The 22,839-nt window shown below is 69.6% G+C and carries 18 protein-coding genes; 12 read left to right on the top strand and 6 right to left on the bottom strand.

What is annotated here, in order from left to right; genetic code table 11:
* Positions 1-42 precede the first annotated feature (42 nt).
* The 4 genes from JR065_RS06555 to lpxC all read left to right on the top strand — a co-directional run bounded on the left by JR065_RS06555 (position 43) and on the right by lpxC (position 4,956).
* Positions 43-936 (top strand): cell division protein FtsQ/DivIB, encoded by an 894-nt coding sequence (locus JR065_RS06555; protein WP_206233201.1) that lies wholly within the window; start codon positions 43-45, stop codon positions 934-936.
* Positions 933-2,168, top strand: a complete 1,236-nt coding sequence (gene ftsA / locus JR065_RS06550; RefSeq protein ID WP_003465508.1) for a cell division protein FtsA — start codon at positions 933-935, stop codon at positions 2,166-2,168. The genes JR065_RS06555 and ftsA overlap by 4 nt, the downstream gene beginning before the upstream one ends.
* 321 nt (positions 2,169-2,489) lie before the next feature.
* Positions 2,490-3,716 carry a cell division protein FtsZ gene (gene ftsZ, locus JR065_RS06545; RefSeq protein ID WP_206233199.1) on the top strand — a complete coding sequence of 409 codons (1,227 nt, stop codon included), beginning with the start codon at positions 2,490-2,492 and terminating at the stop codon, positions 3,714-3,716.
* Between the two features lie 328 nt (positions 3,717-4,044).
* Complete coding sequence (lpxC, locus tag JR065_RS06540) at positions 4,045-4,956, top strand: UDP-3-O-acyl-N-acetylglucosamine deacetylase (RefSeq protein WP_206233197.1); 912 nt, start codon at positions 4,045-4,047, stop codon at positions 4,954-4,956.
* 156 nt (positions 4,957-5,112) lie between these two features.
* Here the strand turns inward: lpxC and JR065_RS06535 are convergent, their stop codons facing one another.
* Positions 5,113-5,592: a DUF721 domain-containing protein gene (locus tag JR065_RS06535; RefSeq protein ID WP_206233195.1), complete on the bottom strand. Its 480-nt coding sequence runs from the start codon at positions 5,590-5,592 to the stop codon at positions 5,113-5,115.
* 10 nt (positions 5,593-5,602) lie between these two features.
* Between JR065_RS06535 and JR065_RS06530 the strand changes: the two genes are divergently transcribed.
* The 4 genes from JR065_RS06530 to JR065_RS06515 all read left to right on the top strand — a co-directional run bounded on the left by JR065_RS06530 (position 5,603) and on the right by JR065_RS06515 (position 11,420).
* A complete protein-coding gene (locus JR065_RS06530; RefSeq protein WP_206233193.1) occupies positions 5,603-6,547 on the top strand; it encodes a M23 family metallopeptidase in 945 nt (314 codons plus the stop codon).
* A 164-nt stretch (positions 6,548-6,711) separates the two neighbouring features.
* Positions 6,712-9,447 (top strand): preprotein translocase subunit SecA, encoded by a 2,736-nt coding sequence (gene secA / locus JR065_RS06525; RefSeq protein WP_206233191.1) that lies wholly within the window; start codon positions 6,712-6,714, stop codon positions 9,445-9,447.
* Positions 9,448-9,846: 399 nt separating this feature from the next.
* Positions 9,847-10,221, top strand: coding sequence for a VOC family protein (locus JR065_RS06520; protein WP_206233190.1), 375 nt, complete (start codon positions 9,847-9,849; stop codon positions 10,219-10,221).
* A 245-nt stretch (positions 10,222-10,466) separates the two neighbouring features.
* Positions 10,467-11,420: a Nudix family hydrolase gene (locus tag JR065_RS06515; protein ID WP_206233188.1), complete on the top strand. Its 954-nt coding sequence runs from the start codon at positions 10,467-10,469 to the stop codon at positions 11,418-11,420.
* Between the two features lie 524 nt (positions 11,421-11,944).
* Here the strand turns inward: JR065_RS06515 and JR065_RS06510 are convergent.
* Together JR065_RS06510 and metF are read right to left on the bottom strand one after the other, a co-directional pair.
* Complete coding sequence (locus JR065_RS06510) at positions 11,945-12,556, bottom strand: DUF4124 domain-containing protein (RefSeq protein WP_206233186.1); 612 nt, start codon at positions 12,554-12,556, stop codon at positions 11,945-11,947.
* A 691-nt stretch (positions 12,557-13,247) separates the two neighbouring features.
* Positions 13,248-14,072, bottom strand: coding sequence for a methylenetetrahydrofolate reductase [NAD(P)H] (metF, locus tag JR065_RS06505; protein WP_206233274.1), 825 nt, complete (start codon positions 14,070-14,072; stop codon positions 13,248-13,250).
* Between the two features lie 194 nt (positions 14,073-14,266).
* Here metF and JR065_RS06500 point away from each other — a divergent pair, with 194 nt between their 5' ends.
* Positions 14,267-14,503 carry a hypothetical protein gene (locus JR065_RS06500; protein ID WP_206233184.1) on the top strand — a complete coding sequence of 79 codons (237 nt, stop codon included), beginning with the start codon at positions 14,267-14,269 and terminating at the stop codon, positions 14,501-14,503.
* Between the two features lie 220 nt (positions 14,504-14,723).
* Entirely contained in the window at positions 14,724-15,659 is a 936-nt protein-coding gene (locus JR065_RS06495; protein ID WP_206233182.1) for a Gfo/Idh/MocA family protein, read from the top strand.
* A 46-nt stretch (positions 15,660-15,705) separates the two neighbouring features.
* Here JR065_RS06495 and JR065_RS06490 read toward each other — a convergent pair whose 3' ends face one another.
* Together JR065_RS06490 and JR065_RS06485 are read right to left on the bottom strand one after the other, a co-directional pair.
* A complete protein-coding gene (locus tag JR065_RS06490; protein WP_206233180.1) occupies positions 15,706-17,133 on the bottom strand; it encodes an alpha-amylase family protein in 1,428 nt (475 codons plus the stop codon).
* A gap of 348 nt (positions 17,134-17,481) precedes the next feature.
* The gene (locus JR065_RS06485) at positions 17,482-19,833 is read right to left on the bottom strand and encodes a TonB-dependent receptor (RefSeq protein ID WP_206233273.1); all 2,352 of its coding nucleotides are present in this window, start codon (positions 19,831-19,833) and stop codon (positions 17,482-17,484) included.
* Positions 19,834-20,072: 239 nt separating this feature from the next.
* On the opposite strand from JR065_RS06485, the gene JR065_RS06480 reads away from it, so the two are divergent.
* Both JR065_RS06480 and JR065_RS06475 read left to right on the top strand, forming a co-directional pair.
* Entirely contained in the window at positions 20,073-20,990 is a 918-nt protein-coding gene (locus tag JR065_RS06480) for a M14 family metallopeptidase (protein WP_206233178.1), read from the top strand.
* A gap of 213 nt (positions 20,991-21,203) precedes the next feature.
* Entirely contained in the window at positions 21,204-21,761 is a 558-nt protein-coding gene (locus tag JR065_RS06475; protein ID WP_206233176.1) for a DUF3228 family protein, read from the top strand.
* 126 nt (positions 21,762-21,887) lie between these two features.
* On the opposite strand, the gene JR065_RS06470 is transcribed toward JR065_RS06475, so the two are convergent.
* Complete coding sequence (locus JR065_RS06470; protein WP_206233174.1) at positions 21,888-22,814, bottom strand: LysR family transcriptional regulator; 927 nt, start codon at positions 22,812-22,814, stop codon at positions 21,888-21,890.
* Between the last annotated feature and the right edge of the window lie 25 nt (positions 22,815-22,839).

The following is a 22,839-nucleotide window of genomic DNA, read 5'->3' as shown; positions in this document are numbered from 1 at the left end:
GTCCCCGGTCCCCGGTCCCGGCGTTCGCCGCGAGGCGAACGCATGAGCGCCATCCTGCGCATCGTCGCCTGGCTGCTGGCGCTGGCGCTGGTCGCGCTGCCGGTGGTGGCGGTGCTCAACGGCTGGGTCGGTGCCGAGCGCTGGCCGCTGAGCCGGCTGCAGGTCAGCGGCGATTTCGAGCGCGTGCCGGCCGAGCAGCTGCGCGAGGTGGTGCTGCCGTACGCGCGCCGCGGCTTCTTCGCGGTGCGGCTGCAGGATGCGCAGGACGCGATCGAGCGCTTGCCGTGGGTGGAGAGCGCGCAGGTGCGCAAGCGTTGGCCGGACGTGCTGGAAGTGCGGGTCACCGAGCACCGCCCGTTCGCGCGCTGGGGCGCCGACCGCATGCTGTCCGAGCAGGGCCGGATCTTCGCGATCCCGCGCGACCTGCGCGGCAGCAGCGCGCTGCCGCAGCTGGCCGGGCCGGACAGCAAGGCCGCCGAGGTGGTGGCGCTGTACAACGAATCGCGCGCGCTGTTCGCCCCGGCCGGCATGCCGGTCAGCGGCGTGGCGATGGACGCGCGCGGCAGCTGGTCGCTGCAGCTCGGCGACGGCGTGCAGGTGGTGGTCGGACGCGACGACGCCCGCACCCGCCTGGCGCGCTTCGCGCGCGTGCTGCCGCAGCTGGCGACGCCGGAACAGGCGCCGATCGAGCGCGCGGACCTGCGCTACACCAATGGGTTCACGGTGAGCCGCAAGGCCGTGGAGAGCCGGGACCGGGGACCGGGGACCGGGGACAGGAAGCCCGGCCGTGCCGCGGCGCCAGCCGCGCCTGCCGGGACCGCGTCGTTGGCGCCGCGTCGCCCGGCATTCGCCACGAACCCGCCATTCCCGGTCCCCGGTCCCCGGTCCCCGGTCCCGGCACCGAATTCCCCCTCTCTACGCAGTACCCAGACATGAACCGCAAAGGCGACAAATCCCTCATCGTCGGACTCGACATCGGCACCTCCAAGGTGGTCGCGCTGGTCGGCGAGTATTCGCCAGGCAACCCGATCGAGGTGATCGGCATCGGCTCGCACGAATCGCGCGGGCTCAAGCGCGGCGTGGTGGTGGACATCGAGTCCACCGTGCAGTCGATCCAGCGCGCGGTCGAGGAGGCCGAGCTGATGGCCGGCTGCGAGATCCGCTCGGTGTACGCGTCGATCTCCGGCAACCACGTGCAGTGCAAGAACTCGCCCGGCATCGTGCCGATCCGCGACGGCGAGGTGACCTGGAACGACCTGGACCGGGTGCTGGAAGCGGCCAAGGCGGTGGCGATCCCGGCCGACCAGCGCATCCTGCACGCGATCCCGCGCGAGTACGTGCTGGACGATTCGCAGGAAGGCATCCGCAACCCGGTCGGCATGACCGGCGTGCGCCTGGAGGTGCACGCGCACCTGGTGGTGTGCGCGCAGTCGGCGGCGGCCAACATCAGCAAGTGCGTGCAGCGCTGCGGCCTGCAGGTGGACGACCTGATCCTGTCGTCGCTGGCGTCCTCGGTGGCGGTGCTGACCGCCGACGAGCGCGAGCTGGGCGTGGTGCTGGTGGACATGGGCGCCGGCACCACCGACCTGGCGGTGTTCGTGCAGGGCGCGATCTGCCACACCGCCTCGCTGCCGATCGCCGGCGACCACGTCACCAACGACATCGCGCACATGCTGCGCACGCCCACGCCGGAAGCCGAGCAGATCAAGGTGCGCTACGCCTGCGCGCTGGCGCAGCTGGCCACCGCCGAGGAAAGCATCCAGGTGCCGAGCGTCGGCGACCGTCCGCCGCGGCGCATGCCGCGCCATTCGCTGGCGCAGGCGGTGCAGGGCCGCTACGAGGAGATCTTCGAGATGGTGCAGGCCGAACTGCGCCGCTCCGGCTTCGAGGAACTGGTGCGCGCCGGCATGGTGCTCACCGGCGGCGCCTCGAAGATGGAAGGCGTGGTCGAACTGGCAGAGGAGATGGTGCAGATGCCGGTGCGCGTGGGTATCCCGCAGCACGTCACCGGCCTGGGCGAAGTGGTCGGCAACCCGGTGCACGCCACCGGCGTGGGCCTGCTGCTGATGGGCAGCCAGATCGAACACCCGCGCCGCCCGTCGCTGCCGACCGGGCGCGCCGGCAGCTTGTTCAAGAAATTGAAGAACTGGTACCGGGGTGAGTTTTGACGCCGGGACCGGGGACCAGGGACCGGGGACCCGGAAGAGCAGGTGCGGAGAGCGGAAGGACTACGAGAGAGAGCAGTGAAGCGGTAGGTGGTGGGCAACAACGTGTCAAAGGAATCGCCGGCTCCAGGGTCGGACAGGTACAGGGAACCCGCTTTTCCGGGTCCCCGGTCCCCGGTCCCCGGTCCCGACGAACGCAGTGAGCAATAAGCAACATCCATAAAAAAATCGCCGGCCCGTGGGTCGGACAGGGAATCGGAAAGCTGTTTTTCCCGGTCCCCGGTCCCTGGTCCCCGGTCCCGGCTTACAACAGAGGAAACGGACATGGCGCATTTCGAACTGATTGAAAAGATGGCACCCAACGCGGTAATCAAGGTGGTCGGCGTGGGCGGCGGCGGCGGCAACGCGGTCGCGCACATGGTCAGCAGCAGCGTGGACGGCGTGGAGTTCATCACCGCCAACACCGACTCGCAGGCGATCAAGAACTGCGGCGCCAAGCTGCAGCTGCAGCTCGGCACCAACGTCACCAAGGGCCTGGGCGCCGGCGCGAATCCGGAAGTCGGCCGCCAGGCCGCGCTGGAGGACCGCGAACGCATCATGGACGCGCTGCAGGGCGCGGACATGGTGTTCATCACCGCCGGCATGGGCGGCGGCACCGGCACCGGCGCCGCGCCGGTGGTGGCGCAACTGGCCAAGGAGATGGGCATCCTGACCGTGGCCGTGGTCACCAAGCCGTTCCCGTTCGAAGGCCGCCGGCGCATGCAGGTCGCGCTGAAGGGCATCGAGGAACTGAGCCAGCACTGCGACTCGCTGATCACCATCCCCAACGAGAAGCTGATCACCGTGCTCGGCCGCAACGCGACGATGATCCAGGCGTTCCGCGCCGCCAACGACGTGCTGCAGGGCGCGGTGCAGGGCATCGCCGACCTGATCGTGCGTCCGGGCCTGATCAACGTCGACTTCGCCGACGTGCGCACCGTGATGTCGGAGATGGGCCTGGCGATGATGGGCACCGGTTCGGCACGCGGCGACGACCGCGCGCAGGCGGCGGCCGAAGCGGCGATCCAGAACCCGCTGCTGGACGACGTCAACCTGGCCGGCGCCAACGGCATCCTGGTCAACATCACCGCCGGTCCGGACTTCACCATGTCCGAGTTCGACGAGATCGGCCGCACCATCGAGGGTTTCGCGTCGGAAGATGCGACCGTCGTGGTCGGCACCGTGCTCGATCCGGACATGCAGGACGAAGTGCGGGTGACCGTCGTGGCCACCGGCCTGAACCGCGCGGTGTCGCGCCAGTCGCAGCGTCCGGAGCAGCGCGCGCCGATCAAGCTGGTGCGCAACGCCACCACCGGCCAGCCGGAATTCGGCGACTTCGAACATGGCGGCGATGCCGTGTCCAAGGCGGTCGGCGGTGCGATGGGCCTTGGCCTGCGGCGCCCGAGCAGCGACGCGATGGGCGGTTCGGCGCCGGCGTCGGCGCCTGCCGCGGCCGACCTGCCGAACGACTACCTGGACATCCCGGCGTTCCTGCGCCGCCAGGCCGACTGATGCGGTGATCGCGGAGCGTGCTGGGCGATGCCCGGCCGACCGCGCGGCCGGATGCATGCGCCCGGGCGGTGGTCCGCCACCGCGCGATGTGCAGCGCGCCGCCGACGGAAACAAAGCGCAGGCCAGGGCCTAGTTCCCCCGGGTCTGCGTGCCATGCCCTTGCTGCCGGGTCGTCGCGACCCGGCAGGTTCTTGCGACCGCGACGCAGGGCCGTGCCCGGCGTTGCATAAACAGGACGCTGTAACCGAATTGTTAAAATTCGGCTAAGCGCATGATATTCTCGATACTGTTCAGTTCCCGTCTGTGCAGATCTTCCCAGACTGTCCCCATGACCCAGCAACGCACCCTCAAGAACACGATCCGCGCCACCGGCGTGGGCCTGCACAGCGGCGACAAGGTCTACATGACCTTGCGCCCGGCGCCGGCCGACCACGGCATCGTGTTCCGGCGGGTCGACCTGGACCCGGTGGTGGAAGTGCCGGCCGATGCCGAGCTGGTCACCGAGACCACGCTGTGCACCGGGCTCAGCCGCGGCGACGCCAAGATCCAGACCGTGGAGCACCTGATGTCGGCGATGGCCGGGCTCGGCGTGGACAACGCCATCGTCGAGCTGTCCTCGGCCGAGCTGCCGATCATGGATGGCTCGTCGGGTCCGTTCGTGTTCCTGCTGCAGTCCGCCGGCATCGTCGAGCAGGACAAGGCCAAGCGCTTCATCCGCATCAAGCATGCGGTGGAAGTGCGCGACGGCGACAAGATCGCCCGCTTCGATCCCTACGACGGCTACAAGCTGGGCTTCACCATCCAGTTCGACCACCCGATGATCCCGGCCAAGCAGTCGCGCCAGGAGATCGAGTTCTCCACCATGGCCTACATCAAGGAAATCGCGCGCGCGCGCACCTTCGGTTTCATGCGCGACCTGGAGTACATGCGCGAGCGCAACCTGGGCCTGGGCGGTTCGATGGACAACGCGATCGTGCTCGACGAGTTCCGCGTGCTCAACGACGACGGCCTGCGCTACGCCGACGAGTTCGTGCGGCACAAGATCCTCGACGCGATCGGCGACCTGTACCTGGCCGGCGGCGCCATCCTCGGCGCCTACGAAGGCTACAAATCCGGCCATGCGCTCAACAACAAGCTGGTGCGCGCGCTGCTCGCCGACCAGGCGGCGTGGGAATGGGTGAGCTTCCAGGGCGGGGAACTGCCGCCGCCGGTGGTCTACGGCGCCCCGGCCTACGCCTAAAGTTCAACGGTCCCCGGCCGGGGACCTGCCCACGTCACGGATTCGTGAATCTTCACCGTGCCGCTGCCTGAATTTAACTTTAAGTTAACGAATCGATAACGACCTCGCGCCCGGTCACGGCTAGGATGCGTCCGGTCGGTCGGTGTTTGCGCGTTGCTACGCGGACCGGCCGGAACCGCGGCCGGAGGCCCCGGGCGTTTTAGACGTCGTGGAGACGACGTCCTGCAGGGACGCCAGCGCGTCGCGCAATCCCTTCTGCGTCGTCGCGGACATTGGTGCTGGCTTGCTTCTTGCTTGCTGCATTGGGGAATGCGCAGGTGCAGTCGCAGTCTTGACGGTCACCTTGGTGGCCTTCAGCCCGATGGAGCGGGCCGCAGCGATGATGTCGGCCTCGGCCAGCCTTACCCGGGCGTGCCAGACCGGAGAGTCAACGAGAAAAACGAGCTGTTCGCCGTTCACATTGGCCAACCGGCAACGGGGGCCCAGGTTCGGTGGCAGATGGGGGCGCAACTGACGGTCCAGCGCGTCGAGCCACAAGGCGCGTCGCAACGGGTCGCCGGCCTTGTCCGCCAGCGCGGCATCCAGTGCCGGCTGCGGCGTGGCGGTATGGCCCTCGCCGGACTTTCGCTTAGACATGAAAACTCATATGGCGTTTAAGAAGATCGTAATCAATTCACGTGAAAAGGGGATAAAAGACCTGCCCTGGCGGCTTCGCGAATTGGCGGAACATCGGCCCCTGACCGTGCTCGGCACCGTCCTGGGCATCGGCATGGTACTCGGCATCGGCGTCAGCGCCGCCACCGGGATCGCCGGATCGGCGCAGTTGCGCGCCAAGGTCGCACAGCAGGACGCGGAACTGGCGCAGGTGCGCCGCGACGCGCAGACCCAGGTCAATGCGCTGGCCGCGCGGCTGGGCGAGCTGCAGGCCCAGGCCACGCGCCTGAACGCGTTGGGCGAACGCCTGACCCGCATGGGCAAGCTGCAGGACGGCGAGTTCGACTTCGACCAGCCGGTCGGCGTCGGTGGCGGCGACGAGCCCAGCGAAGACATGCCGGCAGCGCAGCTGCACCAGGACCTGGACGGGCTGGAGAAGCAGTTCGACACGTCCGGCAAGCAACTGTCGGTGCTGGAGTCGCTGCTGTTCGACCACCAGCTCGACCAGAACGCGGTGCCGTCGCGGATGCCGATCCGCAACAGCTACATCACCTCCGGCTTCGGCGGCCGCGCCGATCCGTTCGGCGGCGGCGCCGCCAACCACAAGGGCATCGACTTCCACGCCAACGTCGGCGATCCGGTGCTGGCGGTGGCCGACGGCGTGGTCAGCTACTCCGGCGTGCGCGGCGGCTACGGCAATGTGGTCGAGGTCGATCACGGCAACGGCTACGTCACCCGCTACGCGCACAATTCGCGCCTGTCGGTGAAGGTGGGCGACCTGGTCCGGGTCGGGCAGCAGGTCGCCAAGGCCGGCTCCACCGGGCGCTCCACCGGCGCGCACGTGCATTTCGAGGTGTGGAAGGATGGCCGGGTGATGAACCCGCGGCAGTTCCTCGGCGATGGCGCCACCCCGGTGGGGCGTCGCGGCCGCGGCTGAGCGCCGGCGGGGCGCGGTGCCGGCGCTTGAATCGCCGGACGCCGCCCCAAGCTACAATACGCTTTGCCACAGACAGGGCGCCTCGCGCCCTGTTTCGTTTGCGGCGGGTGGAGTCCTCCTGGATTCCCGGCCGTACGGGCGTTCCTTTCCAACCGGTTCCTTCAATGATCAACAGTCTGCTTACCCGCGTTTTCGGTAGTCGCAACGAACGCCAGCTGCGCCAGCTCACCCGCATCGTCGCCAAGGTCAACGCGCTGGAACCGGAGATGGAACGGCTCTCCGACGAGCAGCTGCAGGCCAAGACCCCCGAACTGCGCGCGCGTGTCGCCGGCGGCGAGACGCTGGACAAGGTGTTGCCGGAAGCGTTCGCGGTATGCCGCGAGGCCAGCCGCCGCGTGCTGGGCATGCGCCACTACGACGTGCAGCTGATCGGCGGCATGGTGCTGCACCTGGGCAAGATCGCGGAAATGCGCACCGGCGAAGGCAAGACCCTGGTGGCGACGCTGCCGGTGTACCTCAACGCGCTGGAGGACAAGGGCGTGCACGTGGTCACCGTCAACGACTACCTGGCGCGGCGCGACGCCGCGCAGATGGGCCGCCTGTACAACTGGCTGGGGCTGAGCGTGGGCGTGGTGTATCCGGGCATGCCGCACAGCGACAAGCACGCCGCCTACGCCGCCGACATCACCTACGGCACCAACAACGAGTTCGGCTTCGACTACCTGCGCGACAACATGGCCCTGTCCCGCGCCGACCGCTACCAGCGCGGCCTGAACTACGCCATCGTCGACGAAGTGGACTCGATCCTGATCGACGAGGCGCGCACCCCGCTGATCATCTCCGGCCCGGCCGACGATTCGCCGGAGCTGTACATCCGCGTCAACCGCATCGTGCCGCAGCTGACCAAACAGGAGTCGGAGGAAGGCGAGGGCGACTACTGGGTCGACGAGAAGGGCAAGCAGGTGCACCTGTCCGAGGCGGGCATGGAGCACGCCGAAGAGCTGCTGCGCGCGGCCGGCATCCTGACCAACGACGAGGACCGCCTGTACGGCGCGCAGAACCTCAGCGTGGTGCACCACCTCAACGCCGCGCTGCGCGCGCACGCGATCTACCAGCGCGACGTGGACTACATCGTGCGCGACGGCGAAGTGGTGATCGTCGACGAGTTCACCGGGCGCACGCTGCCGGGCCGGCGCTGGTCCGACGGCCTGCACCAGGCGGTGGAGGCCAAGGAAGGCGTGCCGGTGCAGCGCGAGAACCAGACCCTGGCCAGCATCACCTTCCAGAACCTGTTCCGCATGTACAAGAAGCTGTCCGGCATGACCGGCACGGCCGATACCGAAGCCTACGAGTTCCAGAGCATCTACGGCCTGGAAGTGGTGGTGATCCCGACCAACCGCCCGACCATCCGCAAGGACTGGCCGGACCAGGTGTTCCTCAACCGCCAGGGCAAGTTCAACGCGGTGCTGGCCGACATCGAGGACTGCGCCAAGCGCGGCCAGCCGGTGCTGGTGGGCACCACCTCGATCGAGACCTCGGAGATGCTGTCCGAGCACCTGCGCAAGGCCGGGGTCAAGCACGAGGTGCTCAACGCCAAGCAGCACGAGCGCGAGGCGCAGATCGTGGCCAACGCCGGCCAGCCGGGCGCGGTGACCATCGCCACCAACATGGCCGGCCGCGGTACCGACATCGTGCTCGGCGGTTCGCTGGAGGCGGAGCTGCAGGCGCTCGGCGAAGGCATCGACGAGGCCGAACGCGCGCGGCTGAAGGCGGCCTGGCAGGAGCGCCACGACGCGGTGAAGGCGGCCGGGGGCCTGCACATCATCGGCACCGAGCGCCACGAGTCGCGGCGCATCGACAACCAGCTGCGCGGCCGTTCCGGCCGCCAGGGCGATCCGGGTTCGTCCCGTTTCTACCTGTCGCTGGAAGACAACCTGATGCGCATCTTCGCCTCGGACTGGGTGCAGAAGGCGATGCGGATGATGGGCATGAAGGAAGACGACGTCATCGAGGACAAGCTGGTCAGCCGCCAGATCGAGAAGGCGCAGCGCAAGGTCGAGGCGCACAACTTCGACATCCGCAAGAACCTGCTCGACTTCGACGACGTCAACAACGACCAGCGCAAGGTGATCTACGCCCAGCGCGACGAGTTGCTCGATGCCGAGTCGGTCAAGGACAACGTCGACGGCATCCGCGACGACGTGGTCTACGACCTGGTGTCGCGCTTCGTGCCGCCGAACTCGATCGACGAGCAGTGGGACCTGCAGGGCCTGGAAGCCACCCTGGCGACCGACCTGGGCATGCCGCTGTCGCTGACCGACCTGGTCAAGAGCCAGGAGGAAATGGACGCCGAGCGCATCGCCGAGACGGTGCGCGAAGCGGTGAACCGGCACTTCGCCGAGAAGGAAGCCGCGGTCGGCGCCGAGACCATGCGCGCGCTGGAGAAGCACGTGATGCTGACCGTGCTCGACCAGAGCTGGAAGGAACATCTGGCGCGCATGGACTACCTGCGGCAGGGCATTCACCTGCGCGGCTATGCGCAGAAGCAGCCCAAGCAGGAGTACAAGAAGGAAGCGTTCGAGCTGTTCTCGGAAATGCTCGAGCACGCCAAGCGCGAAGTGGTGACCCTGCTGGCGCGCGTGCGCATCCGCAGCGAGGAGGAGGTGGCGGCGCTGGAAGCGCAGGAGCGCCAGCAGATGGAGGCGCAGCTGCGTCAGGCGCAGTTCCAGCACCAGGAATCGGGCGGCTACAGCGCCGATGAAGAAGCCGCGCAGGCGCTGGGCGCCGAGGCGCCGGCGGTGACCCAGGTCACCCGCGATGCGCCCAAGGTCGGCCGCAACGATCCGTGCCCTTGCGGCAGCGGCAAGAAGTACAAGCACTGCCATGGGCAGCTGAACTAAGGGAGGAACGCTGTTGCGCGCGCTGTTGCGCGTTCGCGCACCAGCCCCACGTTTTGCTTCGCAAAACGCGGGCCCCGGCTCATCAGCACTAGCGCTGTTGCGCATTCGCGCACCAGCCCCACGCTTTGCTTCGCAAAACGCGGGCCCCGGCTCATCAGTACCCAAAACCCCGCGCCTGTCGGCGCGCCCCCTTTACTAAAGGGGGCTGTGGCTCCAGACGGGAGGTCGGGGCGGGACGAAGGCTGTGGTCACGGCAGGCAAACATCCATTCCGCTTACGCCAGACTTGCGCGGGACGTTCCGGCTGGGGAGCCTGGCGGCTGGTACCGTGTATTGGATCCACCGACTCGCGGTGGGCGGAGTAGGCTGGTGCGTGTCGCCATCGTCGCAGGAGCTTGCCGTGGAGCCTTCGCCCAGCCTTGAATTGAAGGTGTTCGTGCCCGCGCGCGACTATGCGCTGTCGCTGCGGTTCTACCGCGAGGTGGGGTTCGTGCCCGAGGAGATCGGTCCGGAACTGACCTGCTTCCGCCATGGCGAGCGCTGCGCGTTCCTGCTGCAGGATTTCTACGACCAGGGCCTGGCGCACAACCTGATGCTGCACCTGTGGGTGGAGGACGCCGATGCATGGTGGCGGCGACTGGATGCCGCCGACCTGGCGGTCCGCTACGGCGCGCGCCTCGGCGCGCCGCAGGACCAGCCCTGGGGCATGCGCGATTTCACCCTGCACGACCCGGGTGGTGTGTTGTGGCGGATCGGGCACGACCTGCCAGCCTGACAGCGGCACTCCATTCGTTCTGCCGCGCCGCTCTGCCGTCGGCCGTTGGCGCCGGTCGCAGGGCGCCCGTGGTCGGCCGAACGCGATCATTCCGCCATTGCCGACGTCGGACCCGTGCAGGAAGGGTGCAGCCCCCGTCGCGATATCGGCCGAGCGCGCATGGAATCGCTTCCGCGCGAGACGATCGGCGGCGATGTGAACCCAGTTCATTGCGCTGGCACCGCCGAAGACGGCAAGCTTGCGCCATGTCCGAACCTCTCAGATCCATCCATGTCGTGGCCGGCGTCATCATCGATGCGCGCGGCCGGATCCTGCTCGCCCGGCGCACCGAAGGCCGCGACCTGGCCGGCCTGTGGGAGTTTCCTGGCGGCAAGCGCGAGCCCGGCGAGAGTTCGGAGCAGGCGCTGATCCGCGAGCTGCGCGAGGAACTGGGCATCGAGGCGGTGGTCGGCGCGCCGCTGATGGAAGTGCCGCAACGCTATCCCGACAAACGCCTGCGCCTGGAAATGCGCCGGGTGCTGTCGTGGAAGGGCGTGGCGCGCGGGCGCGAGGGCCAGGCGCTGACCTGGGTGGCGCCGGAAAGGCTGGGCCGCTATTCGATGCCGCCGGCGGACCAGCCGGTGGTGGCGATGCTGCGCCAGCCCGACCGCTACCTGGTCACGCCCGAGCCGCTCGACGATGCGCGCTGGCTGACGTCGCTGGAGCGTGCGCTGCGCGATGGCGTGCAACGCGTGCAGCTGCGCGCGCGCACGCTGCCGGCCGAGCGCTGGCGGGCGTTGGCGCGCACGGCGGCGGCGCTGTGCGCGGCGCGCGGGGTGCAGGTGCTGGTCAATCGCGACGTGGCGCTGGCGCAGGAGCTGGCGGTCGGCGTGCATCTTGGCTCCGAGCAGCTGGCGCAATGCCACGAGCGCCCGCTGCCGGCCGACCGCTGCGTCGCCGCGTCGTGCCACACCCTGGAAGACCTGCAGGCCGCGCAGCGGCTGCGCTGCGATTTCGCGGTGGTCGGGCCGCTGGCGGCGACCGCCAGCCATCCCGGCGCCGCGCCGCTGGGCTGGGAGGCGTTCGAGCGCCTGCGCGAACAGGTGGCGCTGCCGCTGTACCCGATCGGCGGACTGTCGCCGTCGCAGGTGGCCGAGGCCCGCTCGCACGGCGCCCAGGGCATCGCGGCGATCGCTGGGCTGTGGCCGGCCGAGGCCTAGCCACCGCGGCTGCCGAGGGCGGGCGTGCAGCCGGCCAGTTGCGTTCGAGCGGCAGTGCCGCGACGGATGTCATCGGAAACACGGCGTCGCGTACGTCGGCTGCTGCGGTAGCGGGAATCGCGCGACGTGCCGGCGCTGGCCGTTCCCTGCTGCACACAGGGGCGCAATCTCGCGATGCCGCCACGCCGCGCGCATGCGGCGCCCGCACGTCGAGAGAGCAGCGTGTTCGTGGGTACTGCTCGCAAGCACCGCGCCATACCGGCCCAGGTCGCGCTGGCGTGGCTGGTCGCCCGCCCCGGCATCATCGCGCCGACCGCCAGCGCCACCAGCGCGACCTATGCGACGTGCAATGCTGGTGCTGCCTCGGTGTGGCCATCCGCTGTGGCGTCAGGGCGTTTCGATTCAGACGATGTCGCTTCTTCAGGCGGCTTGGTGGCCCCGACGGTCGGTCGCGATAGTGCGCGCCGCCGTGGAGCCGCTCCCACGGTTGCTTACCGGGCGCAGGCAGTCGAACTGGAACGGCGCTAGAAGCTGATCCAGAAACACCCGTACTGGCGGCGCAGGTACAGCACCGTCTGCGACGGCGTGGCGCTGCCGCCCATGGTTTGCTCCAGGCGCAGCGCGGTCGCACGCGCGCGTGGCGAGGGGGCTGCGTCGGTCTGCGGCGGTGCGGCCGGCGCCGGCGCGGCCGGGTCGTACGCCGGCATCGCGGCGGCGGGAGCGGCTTGCGCATACACCGGGCCCTGCTCGGGTAGCACCGGCACGATCGCTACCAGCGGCCGCCGCGTGATCGCGTCCAGGCGATCGAGGATGCGCAGCGCCGCCGCGTTGGACACGCCGTTCCACCAGTACAGCGTGGACAGGCGATTGACGTCGCGCGCATCCACCGCGGTGCGGATCTGCTGCGCCAGTTCGCTGAGCCGGCGCACGCACATGGGCCGGTACAGGCCGCCGGCGCCTTCGCGCGATGCGCTGGGCGCGGCGCGCGGCGGCAGCCGGTCGATCGCGCCCAGGTCTTCGCAGCGGCGGTCGCTGTACACGGTCGCGCCATCGGCACCGGTGCAGCGGTTCACCGTCTGCGCGGCGGCGGGCGCGGCGCACAGGCACAGCAGCAGGAGAATCGGGGGCGCGCGCATGGCCCAGCCTAGTCGCAGGCCGGACGTCTGGGAAGCTGCCCGGACGCAGGGATGGCGCCGGGTGCAGGAACGGATTCATCCGCGCCTGGCTGGGCCGTCGCGACGATGCGCGGAACCGAGCCTTCCATCTGGGCATTCGGAGACCGAAGGCATGCCGCGCGGCCGCGCTCACCGGACTGGCCGGGTCTGCGAGGGCAGGCGATCTTCTGTGGGGTTCGATCCCGATGGCTTCGCGCGGCGGGGCGCCGATGCGTTCGCGCCTGAAGTTGCTCCCACAAGAGGCTCTGACGAGGATGGCGTACTGCCGTAGGAAAGGCTTCAGTGCCGGCCGCTCGCGATCCGGCGGGTGTGCCGCTTCGTGTGCCGCTTCGTTCGTCGCGGCTGAAGTCGCTGCTACAGGAGGTCCCGGGTGGGGACGGCGTATGCCGGCGCCAAGGACGTCGCCCCGCGGGTTCGCCTGGGCGTGCCCTCCAGGAGGGCTTCAGCGCCGACCGCTCGTGGTGGCGGCAGACCCGCCACTTCGCTCGTCGCGGCCGAAGCCGCTCGTGCAGAGCGTTCCGCGAAGAAGGTGCATTGGCTCGCTGTAAGGAGGGACTTCAGTCCCGACTGCTTCCGGAGGCGGCAGGCCTGCAGCTCCGCTTGTCGCCTCCGATGCGGGCGCTACGCGCACCGGGTAGCGCGCCAGCGACGTTCACTTCAGTCGCGACAGCACGCCGAGGGTCGGCTTGGCCAGGTTGAGGGTGTAGAAGTGCAGCGACGGCGCGCCGCCGGCGACCAGGCGGTCGCACAGCGCGGCCACCACGTCGGCGCCGAACTCGCGCACCGCCTCGGCATCGTCGCCGTAGGCCTGCATGCGCTTGCCGATCCAGCGCGGGATCTCCGCGCCGCATTGCTCGGAAAAGCGCCGCAGCTGGCTGAAGTTGGAGATCGGCATGATCCCCGGCACGATCGGGATGTCCACGCCGAGCTTGCGCACCGCGTCGACGAAATGGAAATACGCGTCGGCGTTGTAGAAATACTGGGTGATCGCCGCGTCGGCGCCGGCGTCCACCTTTTCCTTGAAGTGCTTCAGGTCGCTCAGCGCGTCGCTGGCCTGCGGGTGCGTCTCCGGGTACGCGCCCACTTCCAGGTGGAACGCATCGCCGTGCTCGGCGCGGATGAAGGCGATCAGATCGGCGGCGTAGCGCAGGTCGCCGGGATGGCCCATGCCCGACGGCAGGTCGCCGCGCAGCGCGACCAGGCGCCGGCAGCCGATCGCGCGGTACAGCTTGAGCAGTTCGCGGATCTCCTCGCGGCTGCCGCCGACGCAGGACAGGTGCGGCGCGGCCTCGAAACTGTGGTGCTGCTTCAGGTGGCGCACCGTCTCGGAGGTGTAGCTGAGGGTGGAGCCGCCGGCGCCGAAGGTGCACGACACGTACTCCGGCGCGAACGCCTTGAGCCGGGACGCGGTACGGTCAAGCTGCGCGCGCTGCTCGTCGGTCTTGGGCGGGTAGAACTCGAAGCTGATCGGGATCATCGCGGCGGCCTGGCGGAACGTGCGTCCATAATATCGCTTCATCGCGATGAATGCATAATCATTCTTGCCCGCTACGTCTTGCCTTCTGGATGCTGCACTCGGGAGGCAACGCGCCGCGCCCGCGCATTGGCGCCTACGGCGCCGACCGCAGGGGGTAAGCTGGCCGGACCCCACGCAACCTGATCGGAGGCGACATGCAGGACCAAGAAATGGAAGTGATCGCGGAATCCCTGGGACGGATCTGGGTCGCGCTGGCGCGCACCGTCGGCGACCTGGCCCTGGCGCTGGCCGAGCAGCCGGGCGTCGATGGCGACAAGCTGCTGCGGGACTTCACCGAGCGCCTGCCCAAGGACCAGGACGACGGTACCTCGAAGGTGTTCGAGGCGATCCGCCAGTACCTGGGCACGGATACGCCGCCAAGCGAGGAGTGAGACGCGGCGCGGCCGATACCGGCATCGCAGGGTGCCGGCGATCGGCGCGCGTTTCGCTGCCTCGCGCGCGGCAAGTACACTCTGGCGACCGCCACGGGCGGTCCGACCGGCCGCTCACATAGGCGCCGGCGCGATCATGGTGGCGGGCGCGGCGGCCTTGCGGCAAGCGGGTGCGCGCCGGCCACCGCACCGAACATTTCCGCATGAGGACGAGCTTTCGATGAATCATCCAGATGCACTGCGCATCGCCGTGGTCGGGATCGGCAAGATCGCACGGGACCAGCACCTGCCGACGATCGCCGCGCGCGACGACGTCGAGCTGGTCGCCACCGTCAGCCGCCACGCATCGGTCGACGAGGTGCCTACGTATACGACGTTGCACGAGGCGCTCGCGGCGCATCCGCAGATCGAGGCGGTGGTGCTGTGCACGCCGCCGATCGGCCGCCATGCGCAGGCGCACGAGGCGCTGGCCGCCGGCCGCCATGTGTTCCTGGAAAAACCGCCGGCGGCCACGCTGTCGGAGATCGAGGACCTGCGGCGGCAGGCGCAGCGCGTGGACCGCACGCTGTTCACCAGCTGGCATTCGCGCTGCGCCGCCGGCGTGGCGCCGGCGCAACGCTGGCTGGCGGACAAGCAGGTGCGCCGCGCGCACATCGCCTGGAAGGAGGACATCCGCCAGTGGCATCCTGGCCAGGACTGGATCCTGGCCCCGGGCGGCATGGGCGTGTTCGATCCGGGCATCAACGCGCTGTCGATCGCCACGCGCATCCTGCCGCGCCCGTTCGCGCTGCGCGAGGCCGAACTGCACATGCCGGAGAACCGCCAGGCGCCGCTGTACGCGGCGCTGAGCTTCGTCGACACCGCGCAAGCGCCGGTGACGGCCGAGCTGGATTTCCTGCAGACCGGCCCGCAGCGCTGGGACATCGAGGTGGAGACCGATGAAGGCGTGCTGCGGCTCAGCGAGGGCGGCGCCAAGCTCAGCATCGACGGGCAGGCGCAGCAGGTCGGCCCGTCGGACGAGTACGCCGGCCTGTACCGGCGTTTCGTCGAACTGGTGCGCGCCGGCGAATCGGAGGTGGACGTGACCCCGTTCGTGCACGTGGCCGACGCCTTCATGCTCGGCGCACGCCAGGCGATGCCGCCGTTCGAGTGGTAGCCGGCGGCCTTGCCCGCGACGCAGGCCGGCACGCCCGCCTGCGTCGTCAGCGCCGCCACATCCGCGCCTGCCGTGGCGGCAGGCTGAAGGTGTACGCGGCGCTGCCGATGCGCACGACGCTGCCCGAACCCAGCGCATCGACGTAGTCCACGTTCCAGTGCAGCACGCTGCCGTTCATCGCCACCGTGGCGCTGACCGTGGCGGCGCACTTGTTGATGCCGACGATGCCCAGGCTGCCGCGGCGGAACAGCAGGTGGCAGGGGCCGTGCGCGAGCACCTGCATGTCGCTGCCCTGCACCGCGTTGTGGAAGCCGATCATGCGCCGCAGGTCCTGGCGCAGGTAGGCGTCGACCCAGCGATTGTCGCCGCTTTCGTTGTTGTCCGAATAGACCATCGGCACGCCGCCGTCGCGGCCGAGCAGGTAGGCATAGGCGAGGGTCTCGTCGACCGGGTCGAGGATCGCGTAGCGGAAGCCGGCGTTGTTCGGAATGTCGTGGGTGATGGCGAAGGTCACCGCGCGCTCGCCCGGCAACGCCTGGCCGTACGCGCCCGGGTCGACCAGCAGGTCCATGCTGCCGCCCGGCAACAGGGCGTTGCGCACCGAGTGGAACAGCGGGAAGTCGTAGGCGCCATGCCCGGTCTGCTGCAGGTAGGGCGCCAGGAACTGGTCGTAGTCCGCGCTGCCGGCGCCGCCGTTGGTGATCACCTCGCCGAACACGTGCATGCCCGCGCGGATGCCGGGATCCAGCACCTGCTGCAGGTGCGCGAACTGCATGTGCTTGGCCGCATCGACGCGCAAGCCGGTGACGCCAAGGCCCTTGAGCGCAAGCAGGTAGGCGCGCTGCTGCTGCACCACCCACGCGTTGCCGAGCAGATCCGGCAGCCCCGGATCGCTGCCGCCGCCGCAGATGCGGTAGTTGCGCACTTCGTAGGCGTCGGCGTAGTTGCCGATGCACTGCGCCGGGCCGAAATCGGCGGCGCCGAGGAAGTTGGCGCCCAGGTCGCCGAACAGCCGCAGCGCCTGGTAGCGCGCCGGATCGGCGGCGTACTGCGACAGCACCGCGGTGCCGGGATAGTCCAGCCCGGGGCGCGTCGCGGCCTCGTTGGCCATGTGGTTGAGCACCACGTCGGCGTAGGTCTCCACGCCGTGGTCGGCCAGCGCCTGCACCATGCCGGCGAAGTCCTCGCGGTCGCCGAGCGGGCTGTCGATCACCCGCAGGTCCTGCGGCTGGTAGCGCGCCCACCATTCGTGGCCCTGCGAGCGGTAGGCCGGCGCCACCATCACCTTGCGGTAGCCGGCGTCGGCGATCTGCGCCGCACGCGCCTGGACCGTGGCATAGGGCCAGTTGAACGCGTGCAGGATGACCTCCGCCTGCGCGCTGGCGGCCAGCGACGCGAGCAGCAGGCCGGCGAACGCCAGGCGCCACGGGCGGCGCGGCAGCGGAGCGATCGGGAAAACGGATTCGTCGCGCATCACACAGTCTCCTTTGGGCAGGCCCGGCATCACGGTGGCGGCGCTGCCGGCATGGCGTGCGGCCCGGTTCCGGCGCATCGCACGGTTCGGCCTGGATGCTAAGCGCGCATCGCAGCGCAGCACCGGAGGTGTGCATACGTATTCATGGCGCCGGTGACCGGAACTGGGAGCGCGATCCGCTTCGGCTGGGTCCGCCATCCCGGCCCCGGGCGGGGCCGTGTCCGGGCGATCGATGGATTTCATCGCGCTGCACTGCGCCGGCAGCGCGTTCGCCGGGCAGGAAGGGTGCCGGTGGATCGGCCCCGGCAGGGCCGACGCCGCCGCGCCGGCCCTGCCGGATGCTGCCGATCAGTGCCAGTTGACGTTGAGCGACACGCCGACGATGCGCGGCTCGTTGTAGACCGCGGCCATGTAGTTCTCGATCACGCCCTTGAGGTTCTTCTCGTCGGTGATGTTGCGCGCGAACGCGGCCACCTCCCACGCCCCGTAGCCGCCGCTGTAGCCCAGCTTCAGCCCGCCCTCGAAATTGCCCTTGGAGGTGAACTCCGCCGAGTCGTACAGCACGAAGCTGGTCTCGCCCTGCTTGTTCCAGTCGGTGGCGACGAAGAACGCGCCGCCGTCGTCGAGCGGGATGTCGTAGCGCGCGGCCAGGTTCAGGTTGTACTTGGGCGCGTTCGGCAGCGGGTTGCCGTCGATCTGGGCGAAGGTGTTGGCGCCGACCCGGATCGTCGGATCGTTCACCGTGCACACCACCACGCCGTTGAGCGCGCACACCTGCGCGTACACGCGCTTGTCCTGGATCTCGCTGTGCAGCAGGCTCAGGCCGGCGCTCAGCGACAGGTTCGGGATCGGGCGCCAGTCCAGGTCCGCTTCCAGGCCGTAGGCGCGCGCCTTGTCGGCGTTGAACAGCACGCCGTTGCCGTTGGAGTCGTTGCCGTTGAGCTGGATGTCGTCGACGGTGTAGGTGAAGCCGGCGACGTTCAGGCGCAGCCGGTTGTCGAACAGGCTGCTCTTGATGCCGGCTTCCCACGACAGGATGGTTTCCGAATCGGCGGTGGTGAAGTCGGAATTGAACACCGCCGAGCGGCCCTGGATGGTCGGGCCGCGGAAGCCGCGCGCGACCTTCGCGTACACGCTCACGTCGTCGTCGAGGGCGTACATCGCGCTCAGGTCCCAACTGGGCTGGGTGTCGGCCATGCGCACGTCGCGGCGGCCGCGGTAGGTGACCGCGCCGGCGGCGGTGTCGGCGCTCTTGAGCAGCTTGGTCTCCTTGCTGTCGCGGGTCTGGCGCACGCCGGCGGTCAGGGTCAGCGCGTCGGTGGCCTTGTACGAGAGCTGGCCGAAGCCGGCCCAGGAGGTGTTGCTGTTGCGCAGGCGCACCCAGTTGTTCGGGTTGCGCGCCGGGCCCTGCAGGAAGTAGGCGCGCTGGTAGAAGTCGGTGGTGTCCTGGCCGTCGAAGTAGAACGCGCCGGCCTGCCATTGCAGCGCCGCGTCGCCTTCGCTGGCCAGGCGCAGTTCCTGGGTGTACTGGTCCAGGTCGCGCACCTGGCCCATCGACTGGCCGTAGCCGTTGGCCACGCCGTTGACCGGGTAGTCGGCCGCCGCGCCGCCGTCGGTGTCGCCGCGGCTGTAGCCGGAGGTGGTCTCGTAGGCGCTGATCGAGGTCAGCGACACGCCGCCGAAGTCGTACACCGCCTTGAGCGAGCCGCCGTGGGTCTTGTACGCCTGCGGGTTGTCGTGGGCCTCGTCGTAGGCGACGCGGTCGCGCGCCACGTCGACCTGGTTGGACCCCTTGCGCAGCGCGTTGCGCAGGAACAGGGTGGAGGTGCCGTCGTAGTCGCGGGTATGCGCCGAGGCCAGCAGCGAAAAGTTCTCGCTCGGCTTGAGCAGCAGTTGCAGGCGCGCGTTGCGGTCGTCGTAGCCGCCCATCGCATCCTTCTTCGGCGTCGCCGTGCCGTCGGCGCTGGGGCCGTCGTAGGTGTTGTCCACCCAGTCGTCGCGGTGCTGGTACAGCGCCGACAGGCGGAACGACAGCACCTCGTTGATCGGGCCGCCGAAGCCGCCGTCGAGCGCGACCGTGTTGTAGCTGCCGTAGCTGGCGCTGAGCCGGCCGCTGTACTCGTCGCCCGGCTTGAGGCTGTCGAACTTGACGATGCCGGCGGTGGTGTTGCGCCCGAACAGCGAGCCCTGCGGGCCGCGCAGCACCTCCACCTGGTCCACGTCGTACACCGGGTTGGACTTCAGCACCACGTGTTCCAGCACCACGTCGTCCTGGATGATCGACACCGGCTGCGAGGCGCCCAGGTAGAAGTCGATGTTGCCCAGGCCGCGGATGTAGAAGCGCGGGAAGATGCGCCCGGTGGTGGTCTCGGCATAGAAGCCGGGCACGCGCCCGGACAGCGCCAGCAGCGTGTCGTCGCCGCCGGTGGTGAAGTCGCGCATCGCCTCGCCCTGCACCACGCCCACCGACACCGGCACCTCCTGCAGGTCCTGCTCGCGGTGCTCGGCGGTGACGGTGACCGCATCGAGCGAGGTCGCGGTCGCCGGCGGCGGCGCGTCCTGGGCGGAAGCGGCGGCGGTGGCCAGCCACAGGCAGCTGCAGGCCAGGGCGAGCCTGTGCCTGCGCGGCAGCGTGGACGGGCGTTGCGGGTCGCGTGCGCGGTGGCGCGGCGATGGACGGAGATCGGCGTGCAGGTACATCGAGGTGGTTCCTTTCATGGCGCCAGTGCGAATTCCGTTCGGCTTGCGCAAGGCCGGCGGCGGTGTGGCGGACGGTTCCGCGCCGCGGCACGATATGTCATCCGTGTTGCACGCCGGTTGCATGGCGCATGCGCGCGCCGCGCCGCATACGCGGCGCGCGACGTGCGGCGGCCCGGAACGCAGGCGCGTGCGGTGCTAAAGTCGCCCGCTTCACGGTTTCCTTCGGCATGAGCGACGCGATGACAGTCCAAGCCTTCTACCCGATCGGCGTGCCCGGCCGGCCCTGGGGTCCTGCGGAAAAGGCGCAATGGCTGTCGCGCCAGCGCCGCCAGCGCAGCTACCAGGCGGACGTGGTGGCGGCGATCGAGCCGCTGCGCGCGCAATGGGACGTGGTGCAATACGGCGAACTGGACTACGCGCCGGAGCGCTATCCGCTGCTGGCGCTGCGCAGCCGCGGCTGGGACGACGCGTTGCCGTGCATGCTGGTGACCGGCGGCGTGCACGGCTACGAGACCAGCGGCGTGCATGGCGCGCTGCAGTTCGCCCAGCGGCATGCCGGCGACCATGCGGGCCGCGCCAACGTGTTGCTGGCGCCGTGCGTGAGCCCGTGGGCCTACGAGCGCATCCAGCGCTGGAACGCGGAGGCGGTGGATCCGAACCGTTCGTTCCGCGCCGACAGCCCGGCGGCCGAGTCGGCCGCGCTGATGCGGCTGGTCGCGCCATTGCGCACGCAGGTGGCGCTGCATATCGACCTGCACGAAACCACCGACAGCGACGAGTCGGAGTTCCGCCCGGCGCTGGCCGCGCGCGACGGCGTGGCCTACGAGGCGGACGGGGTCCCGGACGGCTTCTACCTGGTGGGCGACAGCGAGAATCCGCAGCTGGCGTTCCAGCAGGCGGTGGTGGCGGCGGTGGCGAAGGTGACCCATATCGCGCCGGCCGATGCCGATGGCCGGATCATCGGCTCGGCGGTCGTGGCGCCGGGCGTCATCCTCTATCCGCTGCGCAGGCTTGGGCTGTGCGCCGGCATCACCGACGCGCGCTACACCACCACCACCGAAGTCTATCCCGACAGCCCCAAGGCCACGCCGGCGCAGTGCAATGCCGCGCAGGTGGCGGCGATCCGTGCCGCGATCGACTACGCGCTGGCCCACTAGGGCTGTCCCGATAGGTTAACAGGCCTTAGCGCCTTTTCACCGCGGGTGCTGGCAGCCAGCGCAATCGTTGTGGGAGCGACTTCAGTCGCGACGGGCGTTACCGACCGGCCGGTCGTGACTGAAACCGTTCCACAAGGCTGCGAGCCTGCACCAGAAATGCGCTAGGTTCGCTTCCACCCGCTACCCTGACGCGCTCCGTTCGCGCCTACCGCCATGTCCATCGTCCTGACCCCCTTCGCCCGTACCCGCCTGTTTCCCCGCGATCGCCGCCGCAACGCGATCCAGGACTGCACGCCCGAGCAGTTCGAGCGCCGCCTCAACGACGAGCCGCCGCTGAAGGTGCTCGACGGCTACGCGCCGTTCTGCAAGCTGCACGTGCACCGCAACTGGACATCGACCCGCTGCCTCACCGCGCCGATCGGCGAGGGCAACCGCCATCTGCTGCGTTCGGCGTACGAGGCGCGCAGTCCGGAGGAACTGCCGGTGCTGGTGCGCTGGTTCGAGGGCGTGGAGCCGCCGGTCGCCGGCTACTTCGTGGTCATCCTCTACAGCCGCGAGCAACTGGCCAGCGAGCGCGCGCCGATCCAGGCCGACTGGGGCGTGGTGGGATGCCTGTACACCGCCGAGCCGGAGGAAATCCCGATGGCGCCGATCACGATGCTGCGCAACGCGCTGGGCGTGGAGGAGGGCGGCTCCGGCGTGCCGCTGGACCGCGAGGCCTACCGGCGCAGCGTCGCGTTCTGGGACCGCAACGCGAACTGGCGGCCGTAGCGGCGTGCTGCACTGACCGCTCGTGCCGTGGCGCGGCCCGGCATGGCTAGCGGCCGAGAGCGGCCATCAATGATCCGCACCTAGCACTCGGCAAGGGCGCCGCATCCGCATGCGCCCGGCCGCGCCTCACCCGCCCGGATGCGCCATCACCGGCGCATGCCGCGCCATGAGTTCGGCGATCCAGTCGATGAACACGCGCAGCTTGGCGCTGACATGCCGGTTCGGCGCAAACGCCACGTACAGCGGCATCGGCTCCAGCCGCCAGTCCGCGAACACGCGCACCAGCTCGCCGCCGGCCACGTGCGGCGCGGCCATGTAGTCCGGCAGCCACAGCACGCCCATGCCGGCGACGCCGGCGGCCAGATAGGCGTTGCCGTCGTCGACCGCGAGCACGTGGCGGCCCTGCGCGTCGATGCGCTCCTCGCCGCGGCGCATCGGGTGGGACAGCACCTTGCCGCCACCCCAGCGCATGTAGCCGACGATGCGGTGGTGGCTGTCTTCCAGTTCGCGGGGATGCGACGGCGTGCCCGCGCGCGCCAGATAACCCGGTGCGGCGTACATCCCGGCCTGCAGGTCGCCGATGCGGCGCGCGACCAGCGACTGCTCGCTGAGCTCGCCACCGCGCACCACGCAGTCCACGTTCTCGTCGATCAGGTCGACGCGGCGGTCGCTCACGCCCATGTGCAGCTGGATGTCAGGGTACTTCTCGTGGAAGGCGGGCAGGGCCGGCACCAGGATCAGGCGCGCCAGCGGGCTCGGCACGTCGACCCGCAGCCGGCCGCGCGGCGCGGCCGATGCGCTGGACAGGTCGGTCTCGGCATCGTCCATGTCGGCGAGCAGGCGCACCGCGCGCTCGTAGAAGGCCGCGCCGTCGGCGGTGACGTTGACCCGGCGCGTGGTGCGGTTGAGCAGGCGCACCCGCAGCCGCGCCTCCAGCTGCTGCACCAGCTGGGTCACGCTGGTCCTGCTCATCTGCAGCGTCTCGGCGGCCTTGGTGAAGCTGCCGGTTTCCACCACCCTGGCAAACGCCTGCATCGCGTCGAACCGGTCCATCCGCGCTCCGAAGAATTGTTTGGAT

Origin of the sequence: Xanthomonas sp. (genome assembly GCF_017163755.1) — a bacterium.
Lineage (GTDB): Bacteria > Pseudomonadota > Gammaproteobacteria > Xanthomonadales > Xanthomonadaceae > Xanthomonas_A.
This window is presented reverse-complemented; position numbering and strand designations above follow the sequence as displayed.

What these genes read in the sequence shown, in the direction of transcription:
- JR065_RS06535 (WP_206233195.1), bottom strand. Translation starts at nt 5,592, where the DNA reads ATGTCTAAGCGAAAGTCCGGCGAGGGCCATACCGCCACGCCGCAGCCG.
- JR065_RS06530 (WP_206233193.1), top strand. Translation starts at nt 5,603, where the DNA reads ATGGCGTTTAAGAAGATCGTAATCAATTCACGTGAAAAGGGGATAAAA.
- JR065_RS06515 (WP_206233188.1), top strand. Translation starts at nt 10,467, where the DNA reads ATGTCCGAACCTCTCAGATCCATCCATGTCGTGGCCGGCGTCATCATC.
- JR065_RS06510 (WP_206233186.1), bottom strand. Translation starts at nt 12,556, where the DNA reads ATGCGCGCGCCCCCGATTCTCCTGCTGCTGTGCCTGTGCGCCGCGCCC.
- secA (WP_206233191.1), top strand. Translation starts at nt 6,712, where the DNA reads ATGATCAACAGTCTGCTTACCCGCGTTTTCGGTAGTCGCAACGAACGC.
- JR065_RS06490 (WP_206233180.1), bottom strand. Translation starts at nt 17,133, where the DNA reads ATGCGCGACGAATCCGTTTTCCCGATCGCTCCGCTGCCGCGCCGCCCG.
- JR065_RS06500 (WP_206233184.1), top strand. Translation starts at nt 14,267, where the DNA reads ATGCAGGACCAAGAAATGGAAGTGATCGCGGAATCCCTGGGACGGATC.
- lpxC (WP_206233197.1), top strand. Translation starts at nt 4,045, where the DNA reads ATGACCCAGCAACGCACCCTCAAGAACACGATCCGCGCCACCGGCGTG.
- JR065_RS06485 (WP_206233273.1), bottom strand. Translation starts at nt 19,833, where the DNA reads ATGTACCTGCACGCCGATCTCCGTCCATCGCCGCGCCACCGCGCACGC.
- JR065_RS06475 (WP_206233176.1), top strand. Translation starts at nt 21,204, where the DNA reads ATGTCCATCGTCCTGACCCCCTTCGCCCGTACCCGCCTGTTTCCCCGC.
- ftsA (WP_003465508.1), top strand. Translation starts at nt 933, where the DNA reads ATGAACCGCAAAGGCGACAAATCCCTCATCGTCGGACTCGACATCGGC.
- JR065_RS06555 (WP_206233201.1), top strand. Translation starts at nt 43, where the DNA reads ATGAGCGCCATCCTGCGCATCGTCGCCTGGCTGCTGGCGCTGGCGCTG.
- JR065_RS06480 (WP_206233178.1), top strand. Translation starts at nt 20,073, where the DNA reads ATGACAGTCCAAGCCTTCTACCCGATCGGCGTGCCCGGCCGGCCCTGG.
- JR065_RS06495 (WP_206233182.1), top strand. Translation starts at nt 14,724, where the DNA reads ATGAATCATCCAGATGCACTGCGCATCGCCGTGGTCGGGATCGGCAAG.
- JR065_RS06470 (WP_206233174.1), bottom strand. Translation starts at nt 22,814, where the DNA reads ATGGACCGGTTCGACGCGATGCAGGCGTTTGCCAGGGTGGTGGAAACC.
- ftsZ (WP_206233199.1), top strand. Translation starts at nt 2,490, where the DNA reads ATGGCGCATTTCGAACTGATTGAAAAGATGGCACCCAACGCGGTAATC.
- metF (WP_206233274.1), bottom strand. Translation starts at nt 14,072, where the DNA reads ATGATCCCGATCAGCTTCGAGTTCTACCCGCCCAAGACCGACGAGCAG.